Raw genomic sequence first — 19,421 nt, 5'->3', positions numbered from 1 at the left:
ATGGGAGCAGAGGGGGAACGGCGCACCTACGACTCGCTGCGCCGTACGGCACAAGCGCTGCGGACGCGCGCCGAGATCGCCGACGCCGCGCGCCGGCTCTTCGTCAGCCGCGGCTGGGCCGCCACCACCGTGCGGGACGTGGCGCGGGAGGCCGGCGTCTCCGCGCCGACGGTCTACGCCGTGTACGGCAACAAGAACGGGCTCACCCAGGCGCTCGCCGACTCCGCCGATCTGTCCGGCGACCCGGCCTGCCAACTGGCCGAGCTGGAGGCGGCGGGCGGCGACCCCGAGCGGCAACTGGCCGCGATGGCCGGCTTCGACCGGCGCCTGTACGAGCGTGCCGGAGACGTCATCATGCTGCTACGCGAGGCCGGACGTGCCGAGCCCGAACTGGCGGCGGTCTACCGCGACGGCCGCCGCAAGGCCGACCGGACCCGGCTGGCGGTGTTCTCCGCGTGGCCGGCCGGTGTGTTGCGTGAAGACCTGGACGTGGCGACGGCGGTCGACGTCTACGCCGGCCTGTGCAACGTGGACGTCTACCGCACCCTCACCGACGAACGCGGCTGGCCACCCGATCGCGTCGAGCGCTGGTGGGCCGAGGCGCTGGCCCGGGAGCTGCTGCACCGCGGCGCCGATCACCCCGGTGCCCGCTGAGGCCACGGTCCGGGGGCCTCGCACAGGACGGAACCCCTCCGCGCGCCATCCGTCCGGTGAGCCGAAGCCTGCAAGGCGATCACCTGGAGGGGAAGCCGGGCGGCATGTTCATCGGGCCGCCCCCGAGCGGGCCGCCGCCGACCAGGACGGTCGATCCGGCCATGTAGGCGAACTCGGCACCTGCCAGGGACACCACGGAGCCGGCGATCTCCTCCGGCGTGGCCATCCGGTGCGTGCCGGGGGCGTTCAACGGACCCCAGGCTCGCTTGAACGCCTCCCAGATCGCGTCCGGCAGGGAGGCCGGGCGCACCAGCGCGGTGTCGGTCGTTCCGGGGGAGATGGCGTTGATCCTGATGCCCTTGGGGCCGTAGTCCATGGCGGCGGTCTCCACGATGCCCTTGATCGCCTGCTTGCTGGAGGTGTAGGCCACGCCACCCGGGCGTCGCGACTCCGAGGCGGTGCAGATGATGACGCCGCCGTTCTCCAGCATGTGCGGCACCTCGTACTTGATCGACAGGAAGACGCCTCTGGCGTTGGTGTGCTGGACGTCGGCCCAGTCGTCGAGCGTCATCTCGTGCAGGGGCGCCGTCCTGGTGATGCCGGCGTTGTTGAAGGCGACGTCCAGCCGTCCGAACGCGGCGGCCGTCTCGTCCACGAAGCGCCGCAACTGGTCGGGGTCGCGGACGTCGGCCTGCTGGTACCGGGCGGTGCCGCCTGACTTGCGGATGTCCTGCTCGACCTGGCGGCCCAGCTCGGCACGCCGCCCGCAGAAGCCCACCTTCGCGCCCTCGGCGGCGAACGCCCTGGCCGTGGCCTCCCCGATGCCGGAGGTGGCGCCGGTGATCAGGACGACCTTGCCGGCGAAGCGGCCGCGCGGCGAGGCCGGGGGCGGCGCGCTCGTCGGCGTGCCGGTCAGGTACGGCGGGATCACCGCCGCACCGGCCAGGCCCGCCGCACCGGCCGCGGCGGCGGCGAGACCGAAGAAGGCCCGCCGGCCGCGCCGCACCCCGACCGGCCGCTCAGGCCCGTTGTCGACCCGCCCGTTGTCGCCTGGCAGCTTGTCGACCGGCACCTTGTCGTCTTCCATTTTGTCCCCCTTGCGAAGTCAGTCGAAATGGTCGTGACCGACTGTCCCGGGTGGGCCGGGGCCGCCGCTTCCGCCGGGCGGCTCGCCTGCCCGGCTACAAGGAGGAGCCGTACAGGCCACTTGGGGGAGCCGCCGCCGGCGGACGGCCACCTACGATCGTCGACGTGATCACACGCTGGACGGGACGCGTCCTCGACGACCAGCCGGCGCTCGTGCGCCTGGCGGGGCTGTCGGTCCTGGCGCTGGGCGACCTGCACCTGCTGCACCGCCCGGACCGGCCGGCCGACTGGGCGCTGGCGCTCGGCGGGCTGGCCGTCTGCCTGGCGAGCGCGCGCGTGCCGCTGGCCGCGACCGCCACGCTGTCGGGGTTGCTCGTCGCGGATGACGTGATCGGCACGAACGTGGGCGTCCCGCTGAAGGCGATGGTGGCGGTCGCGCTGTTCGAGCTGGCGTTGCGGGTGCGCGGGCGGCGGGTGGCGTACGGGGCGGGGGTGGCGGCGTTCTTCCTGACCCTGCACGCCGTGTCCGCGCCCGCGGCCGAGGTGCCGCCGACCCTCTACCGCCTGTCGGTGCTGCTCGGCGTGCCGCTGCTGATCGGTGCGTACGTGCGACTCGCCCGCGAGAACGCCCGCCAGGCACGCGAACGGGCGGCGGCCGGCACCCTGGCCGCGCGCACCGCCGAGCGCACCGCCATCGCACGCGAGCTGCACGACCTGGTGGCGCACCACGTCTCGTCCATGGTGCTGCGGGTGGGCGTGGCCCGGCACGTGCTGCCGGACACCGACCCCCGGATCACGCAGGTGCTCGACGACCTGCACACCTCGGGCGGCGCGGCGCTGGCGGACCTGCGGCGGCTGGTCGCGGTGCTGCGGGATCCCGCGCAGGTGGGCGACGGGCCGTTCTTCTCGCTGGTCGACCAGGCGGCGCTGCCGCAGACACTGCGGGAGGCGGCGGCGCGGGTGCGCGCCACGGGGCTCGTCGTGGAGTGCGCGATCGGCCCGGAGGTGGCGGAGCTGGACGCGGTACGCGCGGTGACCGTGCTGCGGCTGGCGCAGGAGGGGCTGGCGAACGCGGCCAAGCACGCGGGCGAGCGGGCAGGCGTGCGGATGACGGTGCGGGTGGAGCGGGACGTGGTCAAGCTGGAGATCGTGGACGACGGCGGCCGGCGGCAGGACGCCCGCCGCGTCCCGGGCGACGGTCACGGGCTGGCCGGGATGGCCGAGCGGGCCGGGTTGTTCGGCGGCCGGTTCGAGGCGGGGCCGTGGGGGCGGGGCTGGCGGCTGTACGCCGAGCTGCCGCCCGTGAGCGCCCAGCTCCCGGATACGGACGCGGGGGTGGCGGCGTGATCCGGGTGCTGCTGACCGGCGACCGGGAGGTGGCGGCGTGATCCGGGTGCTGCTGGCCGATGACCAGAAACTCGTCCGCGTCGGCCTGCGCATGCTGTGCGAGTCGGATCCCGAGATCGAAGTGGTCGGCGAGGCGGGCGACGGCCGGGAGGCGGTACGGCTGGCGGCCGAGCGGCTGCCCGACGTCATCCTCATGGACCTGCGCATGCCGGGCATGGACGGCATCACCGCCACCGAGCGGATCATGGCGGCCCGCCCGTCGAGCCGGATCGTGGCGCTGACCACGTTCGACGACGATGATCACCTGTATCCGGCGCTGGCCGCGGGCGCGTTCGGCTTCCTGGTGAAGGACTCGCCACCCGCCGCACTGCTCGCCGCGTTGCGCCGCGCGACTGCCGGCGAGCCGCCCTTCAGCCAGGCCGTGCTGGAGCGGCTGGTCCGGCAGGCGGTACGGGCGCGCGAGCCCCGAGCCGACCCGGCCCCCGAGCTGCCCTGGCTGACCGGGTTGAGCCCGCGCGAGCGGGACGTGCTGGCCATGGTGGGGGAAGGGCTGTCCAACCGGAACATCGCCGAGCGGCTCCACCTGGGGGTCTCGACGGTCAAGACGTATGTGGCGAGCCTCATGCGCAAGACCGGCACGGCCAACCGGATCCGGCTCGCCGTGCTGGCCGCGCGGCACTCGGACGTACGCCGTCCGGAAGCGCAGCACGTTCCCTAGCCGGATGCGGCCGGTCGGCTGACCACGTTCGTACTCCACGGCCGGTCGGCTGACCATCCGCCGCGTCCTCCAGCTCGGCGGCCACGGCCGCGTCGGGGTGATGGTGGCGGCGGCGAGGTGCCAGGCCCGGGTCGTGTATCGCTATTTCAGCGGTGGACGTGGCGAGTACGGTGTGGCTGTGGCCGGTGATCGCGTGCAGCGGCGGCTCACGGAGACAGACGCGCGGACGCGAAGGGGCGACTGATGCCAGGCGCTGTACTGCGAGGAGTGACTCTGGACTGTGCCGACCCGCGGACGCTGGCGGGCTTCTACGGTGCACTGACCGGGATGCGCGAGCTGTTCAGTTCGGACGGGTTCGTCGCTTTGACGGACGGCTCCGGCTGTGATCTGGGGTTCCAGAGGGTTGACGGGTACCGGGCCCCGCAGTGGCCGGGTCAGGGCGTGCCACAACAGCTCCACCTGGATTTCCGCGCTGACGACCTCGATGCGGTGGAAGAGCTGGCCGTGGAACTCGGTGCGACCAAACCGGACCATCAGCCCGGCGACGGGCGCTGGCGGGTACTCCTGGATCCGGCCGGGCACCCCTTCTGCCTGACGTCTACCTGACATCACCGGCGTTGACGGGCGTCGCTGATCCAACCGAAGCCGGGCGGAGGTAGCCGCCGCCGGAGTTGCGAGCAGCCCCGGAAGAACGCTGTCCGGGAGGGCGAAGCGAGCGATCATGCGTAGCTCTGCCGCCGGTGCCCGCGTGGTCACTTTCGGCTGGTCGGAGGCATGGGCGGAGCTGCGCGCCGTGGACACCGCCGAGCTGGCCGTCGTCCCCGCGACCGTCGACCTGACGACGGCGAGTGCGTTGCCGGTCGCCGGGGTCACGGCGCTGACCAGCCCTATCGGCTCGGTCGATGGTAGGCCGGGTGGGGCTACGGCAGCGCCGGCGGCCGGGCCCGGGGCGTCGCGGGGGCGACCGCCGCCGCGGCGGGCCGCCCGGGGCGGGGCGGTGCGAGCAGCGCCCACACGACCGGCGCGGCCACCGCGCACACCGCGCTCGCTCCCCACAGCGCCACCTGCCAGGCCCCGGTGAGCCACGAAGCCTCCACGGCCCGCCCGGCCCCGGCGAGGCTGCCCGCGAGGATGCGCGCGGCACGGTCGGGATCGCCGGCGCGGGCGTGCAGCCCGGTGGCGAGGGCGGTGCCGAACAGGGTGGTGGCCAGCGTGCCGCCGCCCGCGCGCACGGTGTTGAGCAGCCCGGTGGCCATGCCGATCCGGTCCTGGGGGACCTGGTTCACGGCCTGCGCGTCGGTGATCCCGATCATCAGGCCCATCCCGGTCCCGAGCGTCGCCAGCGGGCCGAGCAGTCCCGCCGCGCCGAGATCGGGGCGCAGCGTGGTCAGCCAGGCGTTGCCCGCCGCGATCAGCAGCAGGCTCACGGTGACCAGCGCGCGGGCCGGCACCCCGCGGTTGATCAGCAGCCCGCCCACCTGCGGAAGGAGCAGCACCGGCGCGGTGAGCCCCAGCATGATCAGCCCGGCGGCCTGCACGGGGACCCCGGCCGCGCCCTGCAGATAGGTCGGCAGGTACGCGGTCACCCCCGCGGGCCCGGCGGCCAGGACCAGGCCGGCCAGCGTCCACGCCACGAAGCGGCGATCGCGCAGCAGCCCGAGATCCAGCACCGGATGGCGGGCCCTGCGCTCGACCAGCACGAACACCACCAGCATGGCCGGCCCTCCGGCCAGCGGCACCAGGGCCAGGGCGCTGGCCCACCCGGCCGCCGCGGCCTGGTTGACGCCGAACATGGTCAGCCCGAGCGCGCCGATCAGCGCCAGCGCGCCGGCCACGTCGATGCGCGGCCTCTCCTGCGCCCGCGAGTCGGCCATGGCGGCGGCGCCCGCCAGCATGAGCAGGCCGGCCCCGGCGAAGACGGCGAAGGCGGCCCGCCAGCCGAGCGCGCCCACCAGCCAACCGGCGAGGCTAGGGCCGACGGCCATGCCGACGCCGGCCGTCGTGCCCATCGCCGCGTACGCCCGGGTGCGGGCGCGGCCGGTGAAGGCGCCGCCGAGCACGGCGCCGCCACCGGTCATCACCCCGGCGGCGCCGACGCCGGACAGGATCCTGGCGACGTTCAGCGTCGCGATGTCACCGGCGAGGGCGCCGGCCAGCGCGCCCGCGGTGTAGAGGAGGGCTCCGGCGGCGAAGACCCGGCGCCGGCCGTACAGGTCGCCGAGCGATCCTGCCACCAGCATCATGGCGGCGGCCGCCAGGAAGTACCCCACCACCACCCACTGCAGGGCCGCTCCCGAGGCGCCGAGGTCGGCGCCGATCAGGGGGAGGGCGACGGTGGTGCCGGACATCAGCATCGGCAGTGTCAGGAAGCCGAGCAGGACCGCGGCCAGTGTCCCGGCGTGGCGGCCCGTCATGCCGCCGCCGTCTGGTGGCGCAGCGTCCTCAGCGCCCCGGACCAGGCGATGACCTCGTCCAGCAGCTCCACCAGGGTCGGCTCCTGGTGCGGGCCGGGGGTGATCACGCCGGGCTGGGCCGGGTCGGTGATCTCGAAGTCGGTGAACGCGGACAGCGCCACCTGCGTGCGTACGTTGGCCACCTGCACCTCGGTCATGACCTGGCGCAGGTGCTCCACCGCGCGCACGCCGCCGTGCACGCCGTGACTGACGAAACCGGCGGCCTTGTTGTTCCACTCGGCGAACAGGAAGTCGATCGCGTTCTTCAGCGCGGCGGGCGCCGAGTGGTTGTACTCCGGCGTGACGAACACGAACCCGTCGAAGGAGGCGACGGTCCGCGCCCAGCGGTTGGTGTGCGGGTGCCGGTAGTCGCCGAACAGGGCGGGCGCCGGCTCGTCCAGCACCTCCAGCCCGAAGCCGGCGAGGTCCACCACCTCGAAGGCGGCCTCGCCGGCCGCGACGGCGGGGTGGCGGCCGGCGACCTCGGCGACCCAGGCGGCGGTGACCGCGGTCCGGCGGTGGGGACGGGTGCTGCCGACGACGATGGCGATCCTGATCATGGCTGTCTCCTCGTGCTCTTCAGCGTGACGTCCGGTAAAGTACAACGAGCGTGGCAAAAAGTAAAACGCTCAATGTACTTTGATGGAGGCAAGCGCCGGTGACCAGGGAAGACAAGCGCAAGGCGATCCTGTCCGGCGCCTTGACGGTGTTCGCCCGCGACGGCTACACCCGGGCCAGCGTCGACGCGATCGCCCGCGCGGCCGAGGTGTCGACGCGGACGATCTACAACCACTTCGCCGACAAGGCCGTGCTGTTCCAGGCGGTCATCCAGGAGAGCGCCGCGCGGGCCGCCGACGCGCAGCTCGCCGTGATCGAGCGCCACCTGCGCAAGGTGACCGACCTGGAGGCCGATCTCGTCGACTTCGGCCGCGAGATCGCCACCCCCGCCGGTGACGGCCACGCCGAGCACTTCGCACTGGTACGGCAGATCAACGCCGAGGCCGGGCACATCCCGCAGGCCGCGATCGACACCTGGCAGGAGACGGGCCCCCGCCGCGTGCGCCGCGAGCTCGCCGGATACCTGCGCCGATGGACCGAGCAGGGGCTCCTGCACGCCGAGGACCCCGACCGGGCCGCCGTCCACCTCCTGCTGCTGATCTCCGTCGCCGACCCGTCCTACCAGGGCGCCGTGCCCACGGAACAGGAGATCGCCGAGACCGTGACCTCGGGCGTCCGCGCGTTCCTGCACGGCTACCTGCGCTGATCGCGGGCCCTCCGCGAGATCGTCGGTGCGGTGCCCTGCTGCCGCCACCATGACCAAGGCCTGGGACGCGGCCATCGACGCCGCGCTGCCGATCGGGTTCGACGACGCGCAACGGCGCGAGTTGCCCCGATACCTGCCAGTGGTGCAGCGGGCCGGCGAGCGCGCGCTCCGTGCGTTCGGCTGACTGGTGTCGCCGGGCCGACGTGAGGCTTCCAAGAATGCGCGTCACGCTCGTCTTCCTGCCGGATCCGCCCTCCGGGCGGGATCCGGATCGGAAGCATTGATCACGACATCCAACGGTCCCTGGGTGTCCTGATCGGTCAGGACTCCGTCCGCGTCGTCGGCTTGTGCCGTCGGAGGAACGCGTCGACGAGCCCGTCGGTGAATTCGTGGCTGATCGGTTCGTCGGTCACCAGCACGCGGTAGTAGAGAGGGCCTACGAGCTGGTCCGTCTCGGCCGCCAGGTCGAGGTCCGCGGGCAGCTGACCCCTGTCCACGGCCCGCTCCAACGGCAGGCGGTCGCGGCGGCGTTGCCCGTCGAGGTATCGGGACCGGAAGTCCTGGGCGAACACCGGGTCGTGCTGCGCCTGGGCGATCAGCGCCTTGAAGACGGCGCCGGGGTCGGACTCGCTGAGGAACCACGCCAGTCGGCGCAGATAGTCGCGCAGGTCGCGGGCGATGTCGCCGGAATCGGGAGCCGTGAGGTCCTCGGCCGCGTCCTGGAGGAAGGCGTCCATCAGGACGTCGCTCTTACTCTTCCACCAGCGGTAGATGGTCTGCTTGGCCACCCCGGCCCGTGCGGCGATGCCCTCCATCGTGACGCCGGCGAAACCCTTCTCGACGAGCAGGCCGTCGGCCACCTGCAGCACTGCCAGCCGGGCCTGTTCGCTGCGTCCGTGCCGGTTGCCGTGGTGACGCCGCTCTGATCCGCCGGTGCCGCCCGCCTCGGCGGCGCTTGTCGTAGGTGCCATTTCGCCTCCCGTCGGTCAGGGTATCGCCCCTAGAAAAGTCGCAACGTTGCGTCTACTCTAGCGTCCATGACACCCACCCACACGCTTGCCGACCCCCGCATCGAGGCAGCCCTCGGCCGGATGTTCGAGCGAGCCGAGCAGGACGAGGTCACTGCCGCGCGCGTCAGCGCGCAGCTGCCCGGCGGGTTCGCGGCGCTGACGCCCCAGGAGCAGGCCGACGCCGTGGCGGAGGTCTACATGCCGATCTCCGCCAGAGGCGGGGAACTGCTGTACAACCTGGTCCGGGCCGTCCGCCCGGCCACGGTCGTCGAGTTCGGCATGTCCTTCGGGATCTCCACGCTGTACCTGGCCGCGGCCGTACGGGACAACGGCACCGGACGGGTCATCACCACGGAACTCAGCAAGGACAAGATCGCCGCAGCCCGCCGGACCTTCACCGAGACCGGCCTGGACGACCTGATCACCATGCTGGAGGGAGACGCCCGCGACACCCTTCGCGGCCTCGACGACCCCGCGGACTTCGTCCTGCTGGACGGCTGGAAAGAGCTGTGCCTGCCCGTCCTGCGGCTTCTCGAGCCGGGTCTGCGGCCCGGCACACTCGTCGTGGCCGACGACGTCGGCCTGAGCAGCCTGCGGCCGTACCTGGACTACGTACGCGACCCCGCGAACGGGTACCAGAGCGTGACGTTCCCCGTCGAGGACGGCATGGAGATCAGCTGCCGCCTCTGAGCGGCGCGGCGAAGCACACTCGGCCGGATCGAGATGAACTACCGCGCCCGCGCATTCCATCGCACTGCCGCACTGCCGCACTGCCGTACTGCCGCACTGCCGCCCGCCGCCATGCCGTAGCAGGCGCCGAAGACCATCCGACGAGCGACCATGGGGCCGATGGCGCCCCTTGACCATTCCCACGTACATGGCCAGTCGGGACGGCGGACCTGGCGAAGTTTCGGCTGCGCCGTCCGGTCGGCGGTCGCGCGCGTATCCGCCCGGACGTGCTGGTGCGGGCAGGACACGGCCGGCGGGAGCGATCGGGTCGGATCGGCGGATCCGGTGGACGACCACGACGGCCGTTGTCGTGCCGGCCGGGATCCTGCACCCGGCGTACCGCCGGACGCCCGCGGCTGGATGGCCGCGGGCGATCGGGGTCAGGCGGTCCGCAGCCAGTCGAGCGTGAACCGGGCGAAGACGATGCCGCCGGTGTCTCCGATCTCGTACAGCGCGCCGATCTGGCCGTTCGAGAGCACGGCCATGGTGGAGTAGCCTGCCGCGCCCGGCTTGATCAGGGCTCTGGCCGGCCAGCTGGCGCCGTCGTCGGTGGACAGGCGGACGGTCAGGTCGCTGCGGGCGGTCGGGTGGGCGTTGCCGCTGTAGAGGGCGGTGGCGGTGCGGAGGGGCGCGCCGTTCGCGCCACGTTGCGCGGGCGTGAGGTAGGACGTCTCGTCGGCGTTGCACAGGGGGTCGCTGAGCACCGGGCTCGCGGTGGCGGCGCCGAAAGTGCGGCCGCCGTCGGTGGAGGTGGCCAGGTGGCGGGCGCGGATGGAGTTGTGGCGCATGTTCTGCGTGACGGCGCCGGTGCTCCGCTCCACCGCCTTGCTCTCGTTCACGCCACCGGACGCCGAGGATCCGCGTTGCCAGGTCTGCCCGTGGTCGTCGCTGTAGATGTTGGCGGCGTGGCTGGTTCCGGCGGCGTCGCGGTAGACGATCGGCTGCACGAGCCGGCCGGTGCTGGTCTGGATGCCGTGCCCGGAGGAGGCGAACAGTTGCCGCCAGCCGGGGTCCTTCACCGACGGGTTGAGCTCCACGGGGGCGCTCCATGTGAGGCCGTGGTCGGTGCTCTTGACGTACTGGATGTGCAGGCTGGCGGGGTCGTTCGCGGCGTTGGAGCCGGATGCGGCCGACCAGAAGCTGATGCCCGGCCGTGGCGAGTAGGTGTAGAAGACGTAGACGGCTCCGGTCGAGCGGTCGACGAGTACGCTCGGGTCGCCCGCGCCCTCGGAGGTCGTGGCCGGGTGATGGATGACGCGCGGTGGTTGCCAGGTCAGGCCGTTGTCCGTGCTGCGCGTCATCGCGATCTGGATGTTGTTGGTGCCGCCGCCCAGGTCGTAGGAGCCGTCGACGCGGGCGTCGGCGACCGCGATGATCGTGCCGTTGCCGGTGACCGCCATGCCGGGGATGCGCACCGACTTCGCGGTGCCGTTGTAGAGCCCACCGGGGCCGTTGAGCCCGGTGATCACGGTGCTGGTGCGCAGCAGGGCTGCCGAGTTCAGCTGCGGCGTGCCCGCGGCCAGGCCGCAGCGGGCGGTGCCGGAGCGGGTGGTGTCGAATCCGTCCGTCACGGTCCGCAGGGTGTACGGCGTGCCGGCCGGGACCGTCCAGTACAGCAGCGTGTTGCCGCCGGAGGCGACGGTACGGGTCCAGGGCGAGCCGGTCCGGCCCGGCCAGGTGATCGTGAACGTCTTCGTCGCGGTGGTGCGGTTGTCCAGGATGAGCTGGAGGCGGCTGTCGGTGCAGTCGAATCCGACGGTCGCCGAGATGCCGGAGGCGTCCGCCGAGGCGGGGAAGGGGGTGAGGGCGGTGGCGGTCACGATGGACAGGACGAGGGCCACGACGACGGACAGGGCTCGGCGCAGGAAGGTTGAGACGGGCATGGATGTCACAGCGGTCGATCACTCCTTCGACAAGAGGAGAAGGGCATCGGACGTCAGACGTCCTGTACCGTAAGCCTCCGCTTGCATCCCGTCAACGGTCAGAGCCCGCGGTTCTCCTTCAGATGCCGCCGGACCGGGGCGTAGTGCGCGGCGATGGCCTCGGTGAACCGGTCCAGGTCCCGGGTGAACAGCGCCTCGACGATCGCGTGATGGGCGGCGACGGTCTCGCGCACCGAGGCGGGCGTGGTGTGCAGCGCGGGCGCGACGATGGCGTGCACGTCCCAGAACGCGGCCGTGAGCTGGGCGACCAGCTCGTTGCCGAGTGGCTTCATGAGCAGCAGGTGGAACTCGCGGTCCTGCTCGATGAACGTCTGGCCCGCGCGGGCGCGTTCGTCCATCTGGTCGGCGAGCCGGCCCAGCTCCTGGTGCAGGTCCTGGTCGAGGGCGGAGGTGATGGCGGCCGCCAGCCCCTGCTCCAGGGTCTGGCGCACCTCGATCAGCTCGGCCAGCACGCGGAAGTCGTCGTCGCGGCTCAGCAGGCCGCGGAAGGTGAGGCTCTCGACCAGCGCGGCGAGCGACAATCTGCCGACGTAGGTGCCGTACCCGTGGCGTACCTCGACGATGTCGAGCGCGGTGAGGATCCTGATCGCCTCACGCACGCTGGAGCGGCTCGCCCCTACGGCGGCGCACAGCTCCAGCTCGGTGGGCAGGGCGTCTCCGGGCTTGAGGCGGTTCTGCAGGATGTACTGCTTGATGCGCTCTGCCACCTCGCGCGGGCGGAGCTGCGCACTGCGAGCGGATCGCGAGATGGGGTCGATCACGGTTGACATCTTGCCCTTTCGTTCATCGGTCGTCTACATTGCCGCACACCACCTAGGACGTCAGACATCGTATGCCCTTCGCCCTTGCGTGACACCCGGAACCGCACGATCACATGAGAGGGGACGCCATGCGCGACCTCGTCGCCGCGTCCGTCAACCGCCGCGACTTCCTGCGGCTCGTGGGGGCCGTAAGCGCCGCCACCGCTTTCACCGGCTCGCTCGCCGCGTGCTCCGGCCCCGCCTCCACCGGCAGTGCGGCTCCGGCTGCCACCGACAGCATCGAGGCCGGCATCTCCTACGCGCTGTCCACCGGATTCGATCCGATGACCTCCTCGGGTGCCACGCCCGTCGCTGCCAACCTGCACGTGTTCGAGGCGTTGTTCGACCTGGACCCGGTCACGCGCGAGCCCTACCCGGCCCTCGCCGCGGGTGAGCCGCAACAGGTCGACGACACCACCGTCAAGGTCACCCTGCGCCAGGGCGCCACCTTCCACGACGGCTCGCCGGTGACGGCCGCGGACGTGGCCTTCAGCTTCCAGCGGGTGCTGGACCCGGCCAACGCCTCGCTCATGGTGCAGTTCATCCCGTTCGTGTCGGGGGTGACCGCCGTGGACGACACCACCGTGGAGATCACGCTCAAGCACGCGTTCCCGCTGCTCAAGGAGCGGCTCGCGGTCATCAAGGTCGTGCCGAAGGCGGTCGTGGAGAAGGACAAGGCCGCCTTCGACGCCCGGCCGGTGGGCTCGGGCCCCTACCGCCTCGTCGAGGCCACCAAGGAAGACAAGATCGTTTTCGAGCGGTGGGACAAGTACAACGGCTCCCGTCCGGCCAAGGTCAAGAGCATGACCTGGCGGCTGCTGTCCGATCCGTCCGCCCGCGTCACCGCGCTGGAGTCCGGCCGGGTCGTGGCGATCGAGGACGTCCCGTACCTCGACGTCGCGAAGGTGGCCGAGAAGCGCAAGCTGGAGGCGGTCCAGTCCTTCGGCCTGCTCTTCCTCATGTTCAACTGCGCCCAGAAGCCCTTCGACGACAAGCGGGTGCGCCAGGCGCTGCACTACGCCATCGACAAGGACAAGGTCATCCGGACCGGCATGCTCGGCAACGCCGCCCCGGCGACCGGCTACGTCCAGGAGACGCACCCGGCGTACGCGCGGGCGGCCACCGTCTACGGCTACGACCCCGGCAGGGCCAAGGACCTGCTGAAGGCGGCGGGAGTCGAGAATCTGCAGGTCAGCATGGTGACCACCGACACCGGCTGGGTGAAGGACATCGTGCCGATCATCAAGGAGTCCTGGGACGCCGTCGGCGTGAGCACCACGCTCGACATCGGCCAGTCGGGCGGCCAGTACACCAACAAGATCGACCCGGGCACGTTCCAGGTCCTGGTGGCGCCCGGCGACCCCTCGGTCTTCGGCAATGACATGGACCTGCTGCTGCGCTGGTTCTACGACGGCACCTGGCCGGCCAAGCGCTACCGCTGGAGTGAGAGCGCCGAGGCCAAGCAACTGCTGGAGCTGCTCGATGAGGCGGTGCGGACCGGCGACGCCGCCGAGCAGAAGAAACTGTGGGGGCAGGCGGTCGACCTCATCTCGGAGGAGGTGCCGCTCTACCCGATCCTGCACCGCAAGCTGCCCACCGCCTGGGACGACAAGACGCTGTCCGGCTTCAAGCCCATCCCGACCACGGGCCTGTCGTTCCTCGACGTCGCCCGCCTCTGATCCGCTTCCGACGGAAAGCACCATGTTCGCATTCCTCAGGCTGACCGCGAAACGGCTGGTGAGCCTGCCGCTCATGCTCCTGGGCGTCACCCTGCTCGTCTTCGTGGTCCTGCAGTTCTCGCCCAACGATCCGGCGTACAACGCCCTGGGCGACGGCGCGAGCCCCGAGGCCCGCGCCGCCTACCGGGCCGAACACGGGCTCGACGACGCCCTGCCCGTGAGATACGTCCGCTTCCTCGGGCAGCTCGTGCGGGGCGACCTGGGCTACACCGCGCCTCCCGCCGCCCCGGTGATCGACCGGGTCGTGACGGCCTTCCCGCTCACGATCCAGCTCACTGTGCTGGGCCTGGTGCTCGCCGTCGCGGGCGCCCTGGCACTCGGAGTCACCGGCGCGCTCCACCGCGACCGGTGGCCCGACCAGGTGACCCGCGTGCTGTCCATCGCGGGCGTCGCCATGCCGGCGTTCTGGCTGGGCATCCTGCTCATCCAGGAGTTCGCGCTCAACCTCGAGATCTTCCCGACCGGCGGCTACGTCAACCCCGCCGACTCCATCGGCGGCTGGCTGCTGTCGCTCGCCCTTCCCGCGCTGGCCATCGCGGTCCCGGCGGCGGCATCACTGTCGCGCCTGGTGCGTACGTCCATGGTGGAGGAGCTGGACAAGGACTACGTACGCACCGCCACCGGCAACGGCCTGCCCCGCGCCATCGTCGTACGCGGCGCGCTGCGCAACGCGCTCATCACGCCGCTCACCGTGCTCGGCCTGCGCGTGGGATACCTGCTGAGCGGCGCCGTGGTCATCGAGACGATCTTCGACCTGCCCGGCATGGGCAAGCTCATCCTCGAAGGCGTCACCAACGGCGACGTGGCCCTGGTCCAGGGTGCGGTGCTGACGATCGCGCTGGCGTTCCTCGTCGTGAACCTCGTCGTCGATCTGCTCTATCTCGTCGTCAACCCGCGGATCAGGGTGGTGTGAGCATGCTCAGAGCACGACTCACCAGCCGCCTGTCCCGGCCCGGCATCCACTTCACCCGGCTCTCGCCGGTCACCGTCATCTCCCTCGCCGTGCTCGCCGCGGTCGCGCTCTTCGCCGTGCTGGCGCCGTTCCTCGCCGGTGACCCGCTCGCGACCGGCACGCCCGCCACCCCGCCCGGCGGCGAGCACTGGCTCGGCACCGACCGCGCCGGGCGGGACGTGTTCGCCAGGATCGCCTACGGCGCCCGATCGTCGCTGCTCATCGGCCTGGGAGCCACCGCGCTGGCCGTGCTGGCCGGCGCGGTGCTCGGCAGCCTCGCCGCCACCTCGCGCAAGGCCGTCAACGAGGGCATCATGCGCGTCCTCGACGTGATCATGGCGTTTCCCGGCATCGCACTGGCCGCGGTGCTGGTGGCGGTGTTCGGCCGCAACCTCCCGGTACTGATCGGCACGATCGCGTTCCTGTACGTGCCGCAGCTCACCCGCGTGGTCCGGGCCAACGTCCTGGCCCAGTACGGCGAGGACTACGTCGCGGCCGAGAAGGTGATCGGCGCGCCCCGCCCGCACATCCTCATCAGGCACGTCGCCGTCAACTGCGCCGCACCCGTCATGGTCTTCGCCACCGTGCTCGTGGCCGACGCGATCATCTTCGAGGCCAGCCTCTCCTTCATCGGCGCGGGCATCCAGGACCCCGCGCCCAGCTGGGGCAACGTCCTCGCGTACGGCAGGCAGATCGTGCTGTCCGGCGGCTGGTGGGCCACCTTCTTCCCCGGCCTGGCCATCCTGGTGACGGTGCTCGCGCTCAACCTGCTGGCCGAAGGGCTCACCGACGCCTGGGCCGCCCCGCGCGCGGCACGGCGGACCCCGGCGGCCGGCGCCGCCGACGTCACGCCGCGGCCCGCCGCGGCGGAGGTCGACGACGCGCTGGCGAAGCTGGCCCTCCGGACGCGGGAGCGCCCGTCCCGCGTGCCGCCGCTGTCCCCGCAAGCCGAGCCGCTGCTGTCCGTCGAGGACCTGTCGATCCGCTTCCCGCAGCGCTACGGGGACGTTCCCGTCGTCCAGGGGCTCTCCTTCGACGTACGCGTCGGCGAGACGCTCGGCCTGGTGGGGGAGTCCGGCTGCGGCAAGAGCCTCACCAGCTTGGCGATCATGGGGCTGCTGCCCCGCGCCGCGCAGGTGAGCGGCCGCATCGTCTACGACAGCCGGGACATCCTTCAGCTGACGCCCCGCGAGCGGCGGGCGATCTCCGGCCCGCAGATCGCCATGGTCTACCAGGACGCCATGTCGTCGCTGAACCCCTCGGTCCTCGTCGGCACCCAGCTCCGGCAGCTCACCAGGCGGGGAGGCACCCGTACCCCGGAGGAACTGCTCGAACTCGTCGGCCTGGACCCGCGGCGCACCCCGCGCAGCTACCCGCACGAGCTGTCCGGAGGACAGCGCCAGCGCGTGCTCATCGCGATGGCGCTGTCACGGAACCCGCGCCTGCTCGTCGCCGACGAACCCACCACCGCACTCGACGTGACCGTGCAGGCCCAGGTCGTCGAGCTGCTCGCCAGGCTCCGCGACGAGCTCGGCTTCGCCATGGTGCTGGTCTCCCACGACCTCGGCCTGGTCGGGCAGCTCGTGCACCGCATCGCCGTCATGTACGCCGGCCAGCTCGCCGAGATCGGCACCACCGGTTCACTCTTCACCGGCGCCCGGCACCACTACGCGCGCAACCTGCTCGGCTCGGTGCTCTCCCTTGAGAGCGGGGCCAAGCGCCTGCACCAGGTGCCCGGCGTGGTTCCGGCGCCGCAGAACTTCGGCCCTGGCTGCCGCTTCGCGGGCCGCTGCGCCGCCGCGGACCCCGCCTGCCGCACCGCGCCGCCGGCCCTGACGGGAGATCAGCACGATCACGCGCGGGCCTGCTTCCACCCGGGGGGACAACCGTGACCGAACCCGTCGTCAGCCTCGACCACGTCCACGTGGTGCACACCGCCCGCAGCGGCGGCCTGATCCGCCGCGACAAGGTGTACGCGCTCAGCGACGCCACCGTCTCCGTGGGCCGCGGCGAGATCCTCGGTGTCGTCGGCGAGTCCGGCTGCGGCAAGTCGACGCTGGCCAAGGTGCTGGTCGGCCTGCAGCAGCCCACCTCGGGAACCGTGCGCTTCCGCGGTGAGGACCTGTGGACGCTGCCACCCCGCCGCCGGCGCGAGGACTTCGGAGCCGCCGTGGCCATGGTGTTCCAGGACGCCTCCACCGCGCTGAACCCGCGCCTGTCCGTGCGCCGCATCCTGCGCGACCCGCTCGACGTGCACCGGCGCGGCACCCCCGGGGAGCGCGACGCCCGCGTACGCGAGTTGCTCGACCTGGTCGGCCTGCCCGGCCACGTCGCCGACGCGCTGCCCGGCGCGCTGTCCGGCGGCCAGCGGCAGCGCGTCGCCGTGGCGCGGGCGCTGGCGCTGCGGCCCGACGTGATCGTCGCCGACGAGCCCACCAGCGCCCTCGATGTCTCCGTACGCGCCCAGGTGCTCAACCTGCTCCTCGACCTGCGTACGGAGCTGGGGCTCGGGCTCGTGTTCATCTCTCACGACATCCAGACCGTCCGCTATCTGGCCGACCGGATCGCGGTCATGTACCTCGGCCGGGTGGTCGAGGAGGGGCCGGCCGGTGATGTGACCGGCCGCATGCGCCACCCGTACACGCGAGCCCTCTTCTCCGCCACGCCCAGCCTGCTCGACGACGCCGACCGGATCGTGCTCACCGGCCCGGTCCCGTCGGCCACCCATCCGCCGTCCGGGTGCCCGTTCCGCACCCGCTGCTGGAAGGCCGATGAGGAGTGCGCGCAGGAGTTCCCGCCCGCCACCCGCGAGGAGACGGACGGCGCGCACGCCTGGCACTGCATCCGTCCCGAGTCACCCGTAAGGAGCCTGCTTTGAGCCCCCGCAACCCCCGCTTCGGCGGCGTCATCCCGCCCGTCGTCACCCCGCTGACCTCGGACGGCGAGGTGGACGCGACTTCGCTGGAGCGGCTGATCGACTTCCTGATCGAGGCGGGCGTGAGCGGCCTGTTCGCACTCGGCAGCTCCGGTGAGGCGGCCTTCCTCACCGACGCCCGGCGGGACAAGGCGCTGGAGGTCGCGGTCCGGGCGGCCGCCGGCCGGGTGCCCGTGATCGCCGGGTGCATCGAGACGACCACCAGCCGCGTGATCGAGCGGGCGGAGATCGCCGCCAAGCTCGGCGCGGACGCCGTCGTGGCGACGGCGCCGTTCTACGCCCGCATCCACCCCGTCGAGGTCGACCGCCACTTCCGCACCGTCGCGGCGGCCGTTGACCTGCCGCTGCTGGCCTACGACGTACCGGTGTCCGTGCACACCAAGCTCGCCGCCGACCTCGTGCTGTCGCTGGCCGCCGACGGCGTCGTGGCCGGGCTGAAGGACTCCAGCGGCGACGACGCCGGCTTCCGCCAGGTGGTGCTGGGCAGCGCCGGGCTCGCCGGGTTCTCGGCGCTGACCGGCCACGAGCTGGTGGTGGACGCGATGATGCTGGCCGGTGCCGACGGCGCGGTGCCCGGGCTCGGCAACGTCGACCCGCACGGGTACGTACGCCTGCTCCAGGCGTGCGCCGAGCAGCGGTGGGCCGAGGCCAGGGCCGAGCAGGACCGCCTGACCCGGCTGTTCCGCATCGTCGAGGCCGCCTCCCCGGCCACCGCGGGCGGCAGCACGCGGGGCGTCGGAGCGTTCAAGACCGCGCTGGCCCTGCGCGGCGTCATCGACGGCGCTGCCGTGGCCGCGCCCATGCGGGAGCTGACCGGCGAGGAGACCCGCGCCGTGGCCGCCTGTCTCGAAGAAGCCGGGCTGCTGTGAGCCTCGTGGCCGGCCTGGACATCGGCGGCACGAAGATGGCCGTCGCCCTGGCCGATCGGTCCGGGACCGTCCTGGATCACGCCACCCGCCCCACCCCTGCCATGGAGGGCCCGGACGCCATCCTCACCACCGCCACCGACCTCGTCCGCACCGTGGGCGGGACCGAGGTGGTGGCGGCGGTCGGTGTCGGCGCCGCCGGGGTGATCGACCGGCGGCGCGGCGTGGTGGTGTCCGCGACCCAGGCCCTTCCCGGATGGGCCGGGACCGACCTGCGCGGCGAGCTGTCCCGCAGGCTCGGCCTGCCGGTCGCCGTCGACAACGACGTGCACGCGCACGCGCTCGGCGAGCAGTGGCGCGGCGCCGCCGCAGGGTACGCCGACGTCCTGCTGATCGCCGTCGGCACCGGCATCGGCGCCTCGACCGTCCTCGGCGGGCACGTGCGGCACGGGGCACACGGGGTGGCCGGTCACGCCGGGCACGTGCCCGTGGCCGCGGCGGCCGGGGTGGCCTGCGCGTGTGGAGGGCAGGGCCACGTGGAAGCGGTCGCCTCAGGACCGGCCCTGCTCGCCCGGTTCCGGAGCCGGTCAGAGACGGACGCGGCGCACCTCGCCGAGGTGGCCCGCCTGGCCGCGGCAGGCGAACCGGTCGCCGCCGCCGTGCTGGCCTTCGGCGGGACGGCGGCCGGACACGCGATCGGCGGGTTGATGAACGTCATCGACCCGGAGATCGTGGTGATCGGGGGAGGCGTCCCGAACTGCGGCGAGCCCTGGTGGCAGCCGCTGCGCGCGGCCATCGCTACAGAGGTGCTGCCCGCCCTGCGGGACGTCCCCGTCGTCCCGGCCGCCCTCGGCGCGGACGCGGCTCTCCTCGGCGCCGCCCGCCTGGCCTTCACCCTGCTCCCATGACCGTTGCCCCAACCAGG

General features: G+C 72.6%; 19 protein-coding genes. 13 read left to right on the top strand and 6 right to left on the bottom strand.

From position 1 onward, the window contains the following. Positions 1–654 carry a TetR/AcrR family transcriptional regulator gene (locus LCN96_RS53620; protein WP_225270068.1) on the top strand — a complete coding sequence of 218 codons (654 nt, stop codon included), beginning with the start codon at positions 1–3 and terminating at the stop codon, positions 652–654. A 79-nt stretch (positions 655–733) separates the two neighbouring features. On the opposite strand, the gene LCN96_RS53615 is transcribed toward LCN96_RS53620, so the two are convergent. Beyond that, positions 734–1,741, bottom strand: coding sequence for an SDR family NAD(P)-dependent oxidoreductase (locus LCN96_RS53615; protein ID WP_225270067.1), 1,008 nt, complete (start codon positions 1,739–1,741; stop codon positions 734–736). A 164-nt stretch (positions 1,742–1,905) separates the two neighbouring features. Here LCN96_RS53615 and LCN96_RS53610 point away from each other — a divergent pair, with 164 nt between their 5' ends. From LCN96_RS53610 to LCN96_RS53600, 3 genes are all read left to right on the top strand, one after another. Then, positions 1,906–3,087 (top strand): sensor histidine kinase, encoded by a 1,182-nt coding sequence (locus LCN96_RS53610; protein ID WP_225270066.1) that lies wholly within the window; start codon positions 1,906–1,908, stop codon positions 3,085–3,087. A 37-nt stretch (positions 3,088–3,124) separates the two neighbouring features. Then, on the top strand, positions 3,125–3,805 hold the full coding sequence (locus LCN96_RS53605) for a response regulator (RefSeq protein WP_225270065.1): 681 nt from the start codon (positions 3,125–3,127) through the stop codon (positions 3,803–3,805). A gap of 243 nt (positions 3,806–4,048) precedes the next feature. Then, positions 4,049–4,411: a VOC family protein gene (locus LCN96_RS53600; protein ID WP_225270064.1), complete on the top strand. Its 363-nt coding sequence runs from the start codon at positions 4,049–4,051 to the stop codon at positions 4,409–4,411. A gap of 314 nt (positions 4,412–4,725) precedes the next feature. On the opposite strand, the gene LCN96_RS53590 is transcribed toward LCN96_RS53600, so the two are convergent. Both LCN96_RS53590 and LCN96_RS53585 read right to left on the bottom strand, forming a co-directional pair. Further along, positions 4,726–6,219 carry an MFS transporter gene (locus LCN96_RS53590; RefSeq protein ID WP_225270063.1) on the bottom strand — a complete coding sequence of 498 codons (1,494 nt, stop codon included), beginning with the start codon at positions 6,217–6,219 and terminating at the stop codon, positions 4,726–4,728. Next, positions 6,216–6,818 (bottom strand): NADPH-dependent FMN reductase, encoded by a 603-nt coding sequence (locus LCN96_RS53585; RefSeq protein WP_225270062.1) that lies wholly within the window; start codon positions 6,816–6,818, stop codon positions 6,216–6,218. The genes LCN96_RS53590 and LCN96_RS53585 overlap by 4 nt, the downstream gene beginning before the upstream one ends. Before the next feature lie 98 nt (positions 6,819–6,916). Between LCN96_RS53585 and LCN96_RS53580 the strand changes: the two genes are divergently transcribed. Both LCN96_RS53580 and LCN96_RS57035 read left to right on the top strand, forming a co-directional pair. Further along, positions 6,917–7,522 carry a TetR/AcrR family transcriptional regulator gene (locus LCN96_RS53580; protein ID WP_225270061.1) on the top strand — a complete coding sequence of 202 codons (606 nt, stop codon included), beginning with the start codon at positions 6,917–6,919 and terminating at the stop codon, positions 7,520–7,522. 49 nt (positions 7,523–7,571) lie between these two features. After that, entirely contained in the window at positions 7,572–7,706 is a 135-nt protein-coding gene (locus LCN96_RS57035; RefSeq protein ID WP_263657418.1) for a hypothetical protein, read from the top strand. Positions 7,707–7,842: 136 nt separating this feature from the next. On the opposite strand, the gene LCN96_RS53575 is transcribed toward LCN96_RS57035, so the two are convergent. After that, a complete protein-coding gene (locus LCN96_RS53575; protein ID WP_225270060.1) occupies positions 7,843–8,493 on the bottom strand; it encodes a TetR/AcrR family transcriptional regulator in 651 nt (216 codons plus the stop codon). A 66-nt stretch (positions 8,494–8,559) separates the two neighbouring features. On the opposite strand from LCN96_RS53575, the gene LCN96_RS53570 reads away from it, so the two are divergent. Next, complete coding sequence (locus LCN96_RS53570) at positions 8,560–9,222, top strand: O-methyltransferase (protein WP_225270059.1); 663 nt, start codon at positions 8,560–8,562, stop codon at positions 9,220–9,222. 419 nt (positions 9,223–9,641) lie between these two features. Here the strand turns inward: LCN96_RS53570 and LCN96_RS53565 are convergent, their stop codons facing one another. Beyond that, positions 9,642–11,144 (bottom strand): sialidase family protein, encoded by a 1,503-nt coding sequence (locus LCN96_RS53565; RefSeq protein ID WP_225270058.1) that lies wholly within the window; start codon positions 11,142–11,144, stop codon positions 9,642–9,644. Between the two features lie 98 nt (positions 11,145–11,242). Further along, a complete protein-coding gene (locus LCN96_RS53560; RefSeq protein WP_225270057.1) occupies positions 11,243–11,965 on the bottom strand; it encodes a FadR/GntR family transcriptional regulator in 723 nt (240 codons plus the stop codon). A 128-nt stretch (positions 11,966–12,093) separates the two neighbouring features. Between LCN96_RS53560 and LCN96_RS53555 the strand changes: the two genes are divergently transcribed. The 6 genes from LCN96_RS53555 to LCN96_RS53530 are packed head-to-tail and all read left to right on the top strand — an operon-like array spanning position 12,094 to position 19,404. Next, positions 12,094–13,683: an ABC transporter substrate-binding protein gene (locus tag LCN96_RS53555; RefSeq protein WP_225270056.1), complete on the top strand. Its 1,590-nt coding sequence runs from the start codon at positions 12,094–12,096 to the stop codon at positions 13,681–13,683. A gap of 22 nt (positions 13,684–13,705) precedes the next feature. Further along, positions 13,706–14,656, top strand: coding sequence for an ABC transporter permease (locus tag LCN96_RS53550; protein ID WP_225270055.1), 951 nt, complete (start codon positions 13,706–13,708; stop codon positions 14,654–14,656). 2 nt (positions 14,657–14,658) lie between these two features. Then, positions 14,659–16,587: a dipeptide/oligopeptide/nickel ABC transporter permease/ATP-binding protein gene (locus LCN96_RS53545; protein WP_225270054.1), complete on the top strand. Its 1,929-nt coding sequence runs from the start codon at positions 14,659–14,661 to the stop codon at positions 16,585–16,587. After that, a complete protein-coding gene (locus LCN96_RS53540) occupies positions 16,584–17,573 on the top strand; it encodes an oligopeptide/dipeptide ABC transporter ATP-binding protein (RefSeq protein ID WP_225270053.1) in 990 nt (329 codons plus the stop codon). The genes LCN96_RS53545 and LCN96_RS53540 overlap by 4 nt, the downstream gene beginning before the upstream one ends. Next, complete coding sequence (locus LCN96_RS53535) at positions 17,570–18,499, top strand: dihydrodipicolinate synthase family protein (protein WP_225270052.1); 930 nt, start codon at positions 17,570–17,572, stop codon at positions 18,497–18,499. Before LCN96_RS53540 ends, LCN96_RS53535 begins: the two co-directional genes overlap by 4 nt. Then, a complete protein-coding gene (locus LCN96_RS53530) occupies positions 18,496–19,404 on the top strand; it encodes an ROK family protein (RefSeq protein WP_225270051.1) in 909 nt (302 codons plus the stop codon). The genes LCN96_RS53535 and LCN96_RS53530 overlap by 4 nt, the downstream gene beginning before the upstream one ends. Positions 19,405–19,421: the final 17 nt, after the last annotated feature.

This window comes from Nonomuraea gerenzanensis (assembly GCF_020215645.1).
Classification (GTDB): domain Bacteria; phylum Actinomycetota; class Actinomycetes; order Streptosporangiales; family Streptosporangiaceae; genus Nonomuraea; species Nonomuraea gerenzanensis.
This window is presented reverse-complemented; position numbering and strand designations above follow the sequence as displayed.

Excerpts from the sequence above, each read along its gene's own strand:
- LCN96_RS53550 (WP_225270055.1), top strand. The coding sequence starts at position 13,706 with ATGTTCGCATTCCTCAGGCTGACCGCGAAACGGCTGGTGAGCCTGCCG.
- LCN96_RS53585 (WP_225270062.1), bottom strand. The coding sequence starts at position 6,818 with ATGATCAGGATCGCCATCGTCGTCGGCAGCACCCGTCCCCACCGCCGG.
- LCN96_RS53545 (WP_225270054.1), top strand. The coding sequence starts at position 14,659 with ATGCTCAGAGCACGACTCACCAGCCGCCTGTCCCGGCCCGGCATCCAC.
- LCN96_RS57035 (WP_263657418.1), top strand. The coding sequence starts at position 7,572 with ATGACCAAGGCCTGGGACGCGGCCATCGACGCCGCGCTGCCGATCGGG.
- LCN96_RS53590 (WP_225270063.1), bottom strand. The coding sequence starts at position 6,219 with ATGACGGGCCGCCACGCCGGGACACTGGCCGCGGTCCTGCTCGGCTTC.
- LCN96_RS53555 (WP_225270056.1), top strand. The coding sequence starts at position 12,094 with ATGCGCGACCTCGTCGCCGCGTCCGTCAACCGCCGCGACTTCCTGCGG.
- LCN96_RS53620 (WP_225270068.1), top strand. The coding sequence starts at position 1 with ATGGGAGCAGAGGGGGAACGGCGCACCTACGACTCGCTGCGCCGTACG.
- LCN96_RS53600 (WP_225270064.1), top strand. The coding sequence starts at position 4,049 with ATGCCAGGCGCTGTACTGCGAGGAGTGACTCTGGACTGTGCCGACCCG.
- LCN96_RS53570 (WP_225270059.1), top strand. The coding sequence starts at position 8,560 with ATGACACCCACCCACACGCTTGCCGACCCCCGCATCGAGGCAGCCCTC.
- LCN96_RS53565 (WP_225270058.1), bottom strand. The coding sequence starts at position 11,144 with ATGCCCGTCTCAACCTTCCTGCGCCGAGCCCTGTCCGTCGTCGTGGCC.
- LCN96_RS53575 (WP_225270060.1), bottom strand. The coding sequence starts at position 8,493 with ATGGCACCTACGACAAGCGCCGCCGAGGCGGGCGGCACCGGCGGATCA.
- LCN96_RS53615 (WP_225270067.1), bottom strand. The coding sequence starts at position 1,741 with ATGGAAGACGACAAGGTGCCGGTCGACAAGCTGCCAGGCGACAACGGG.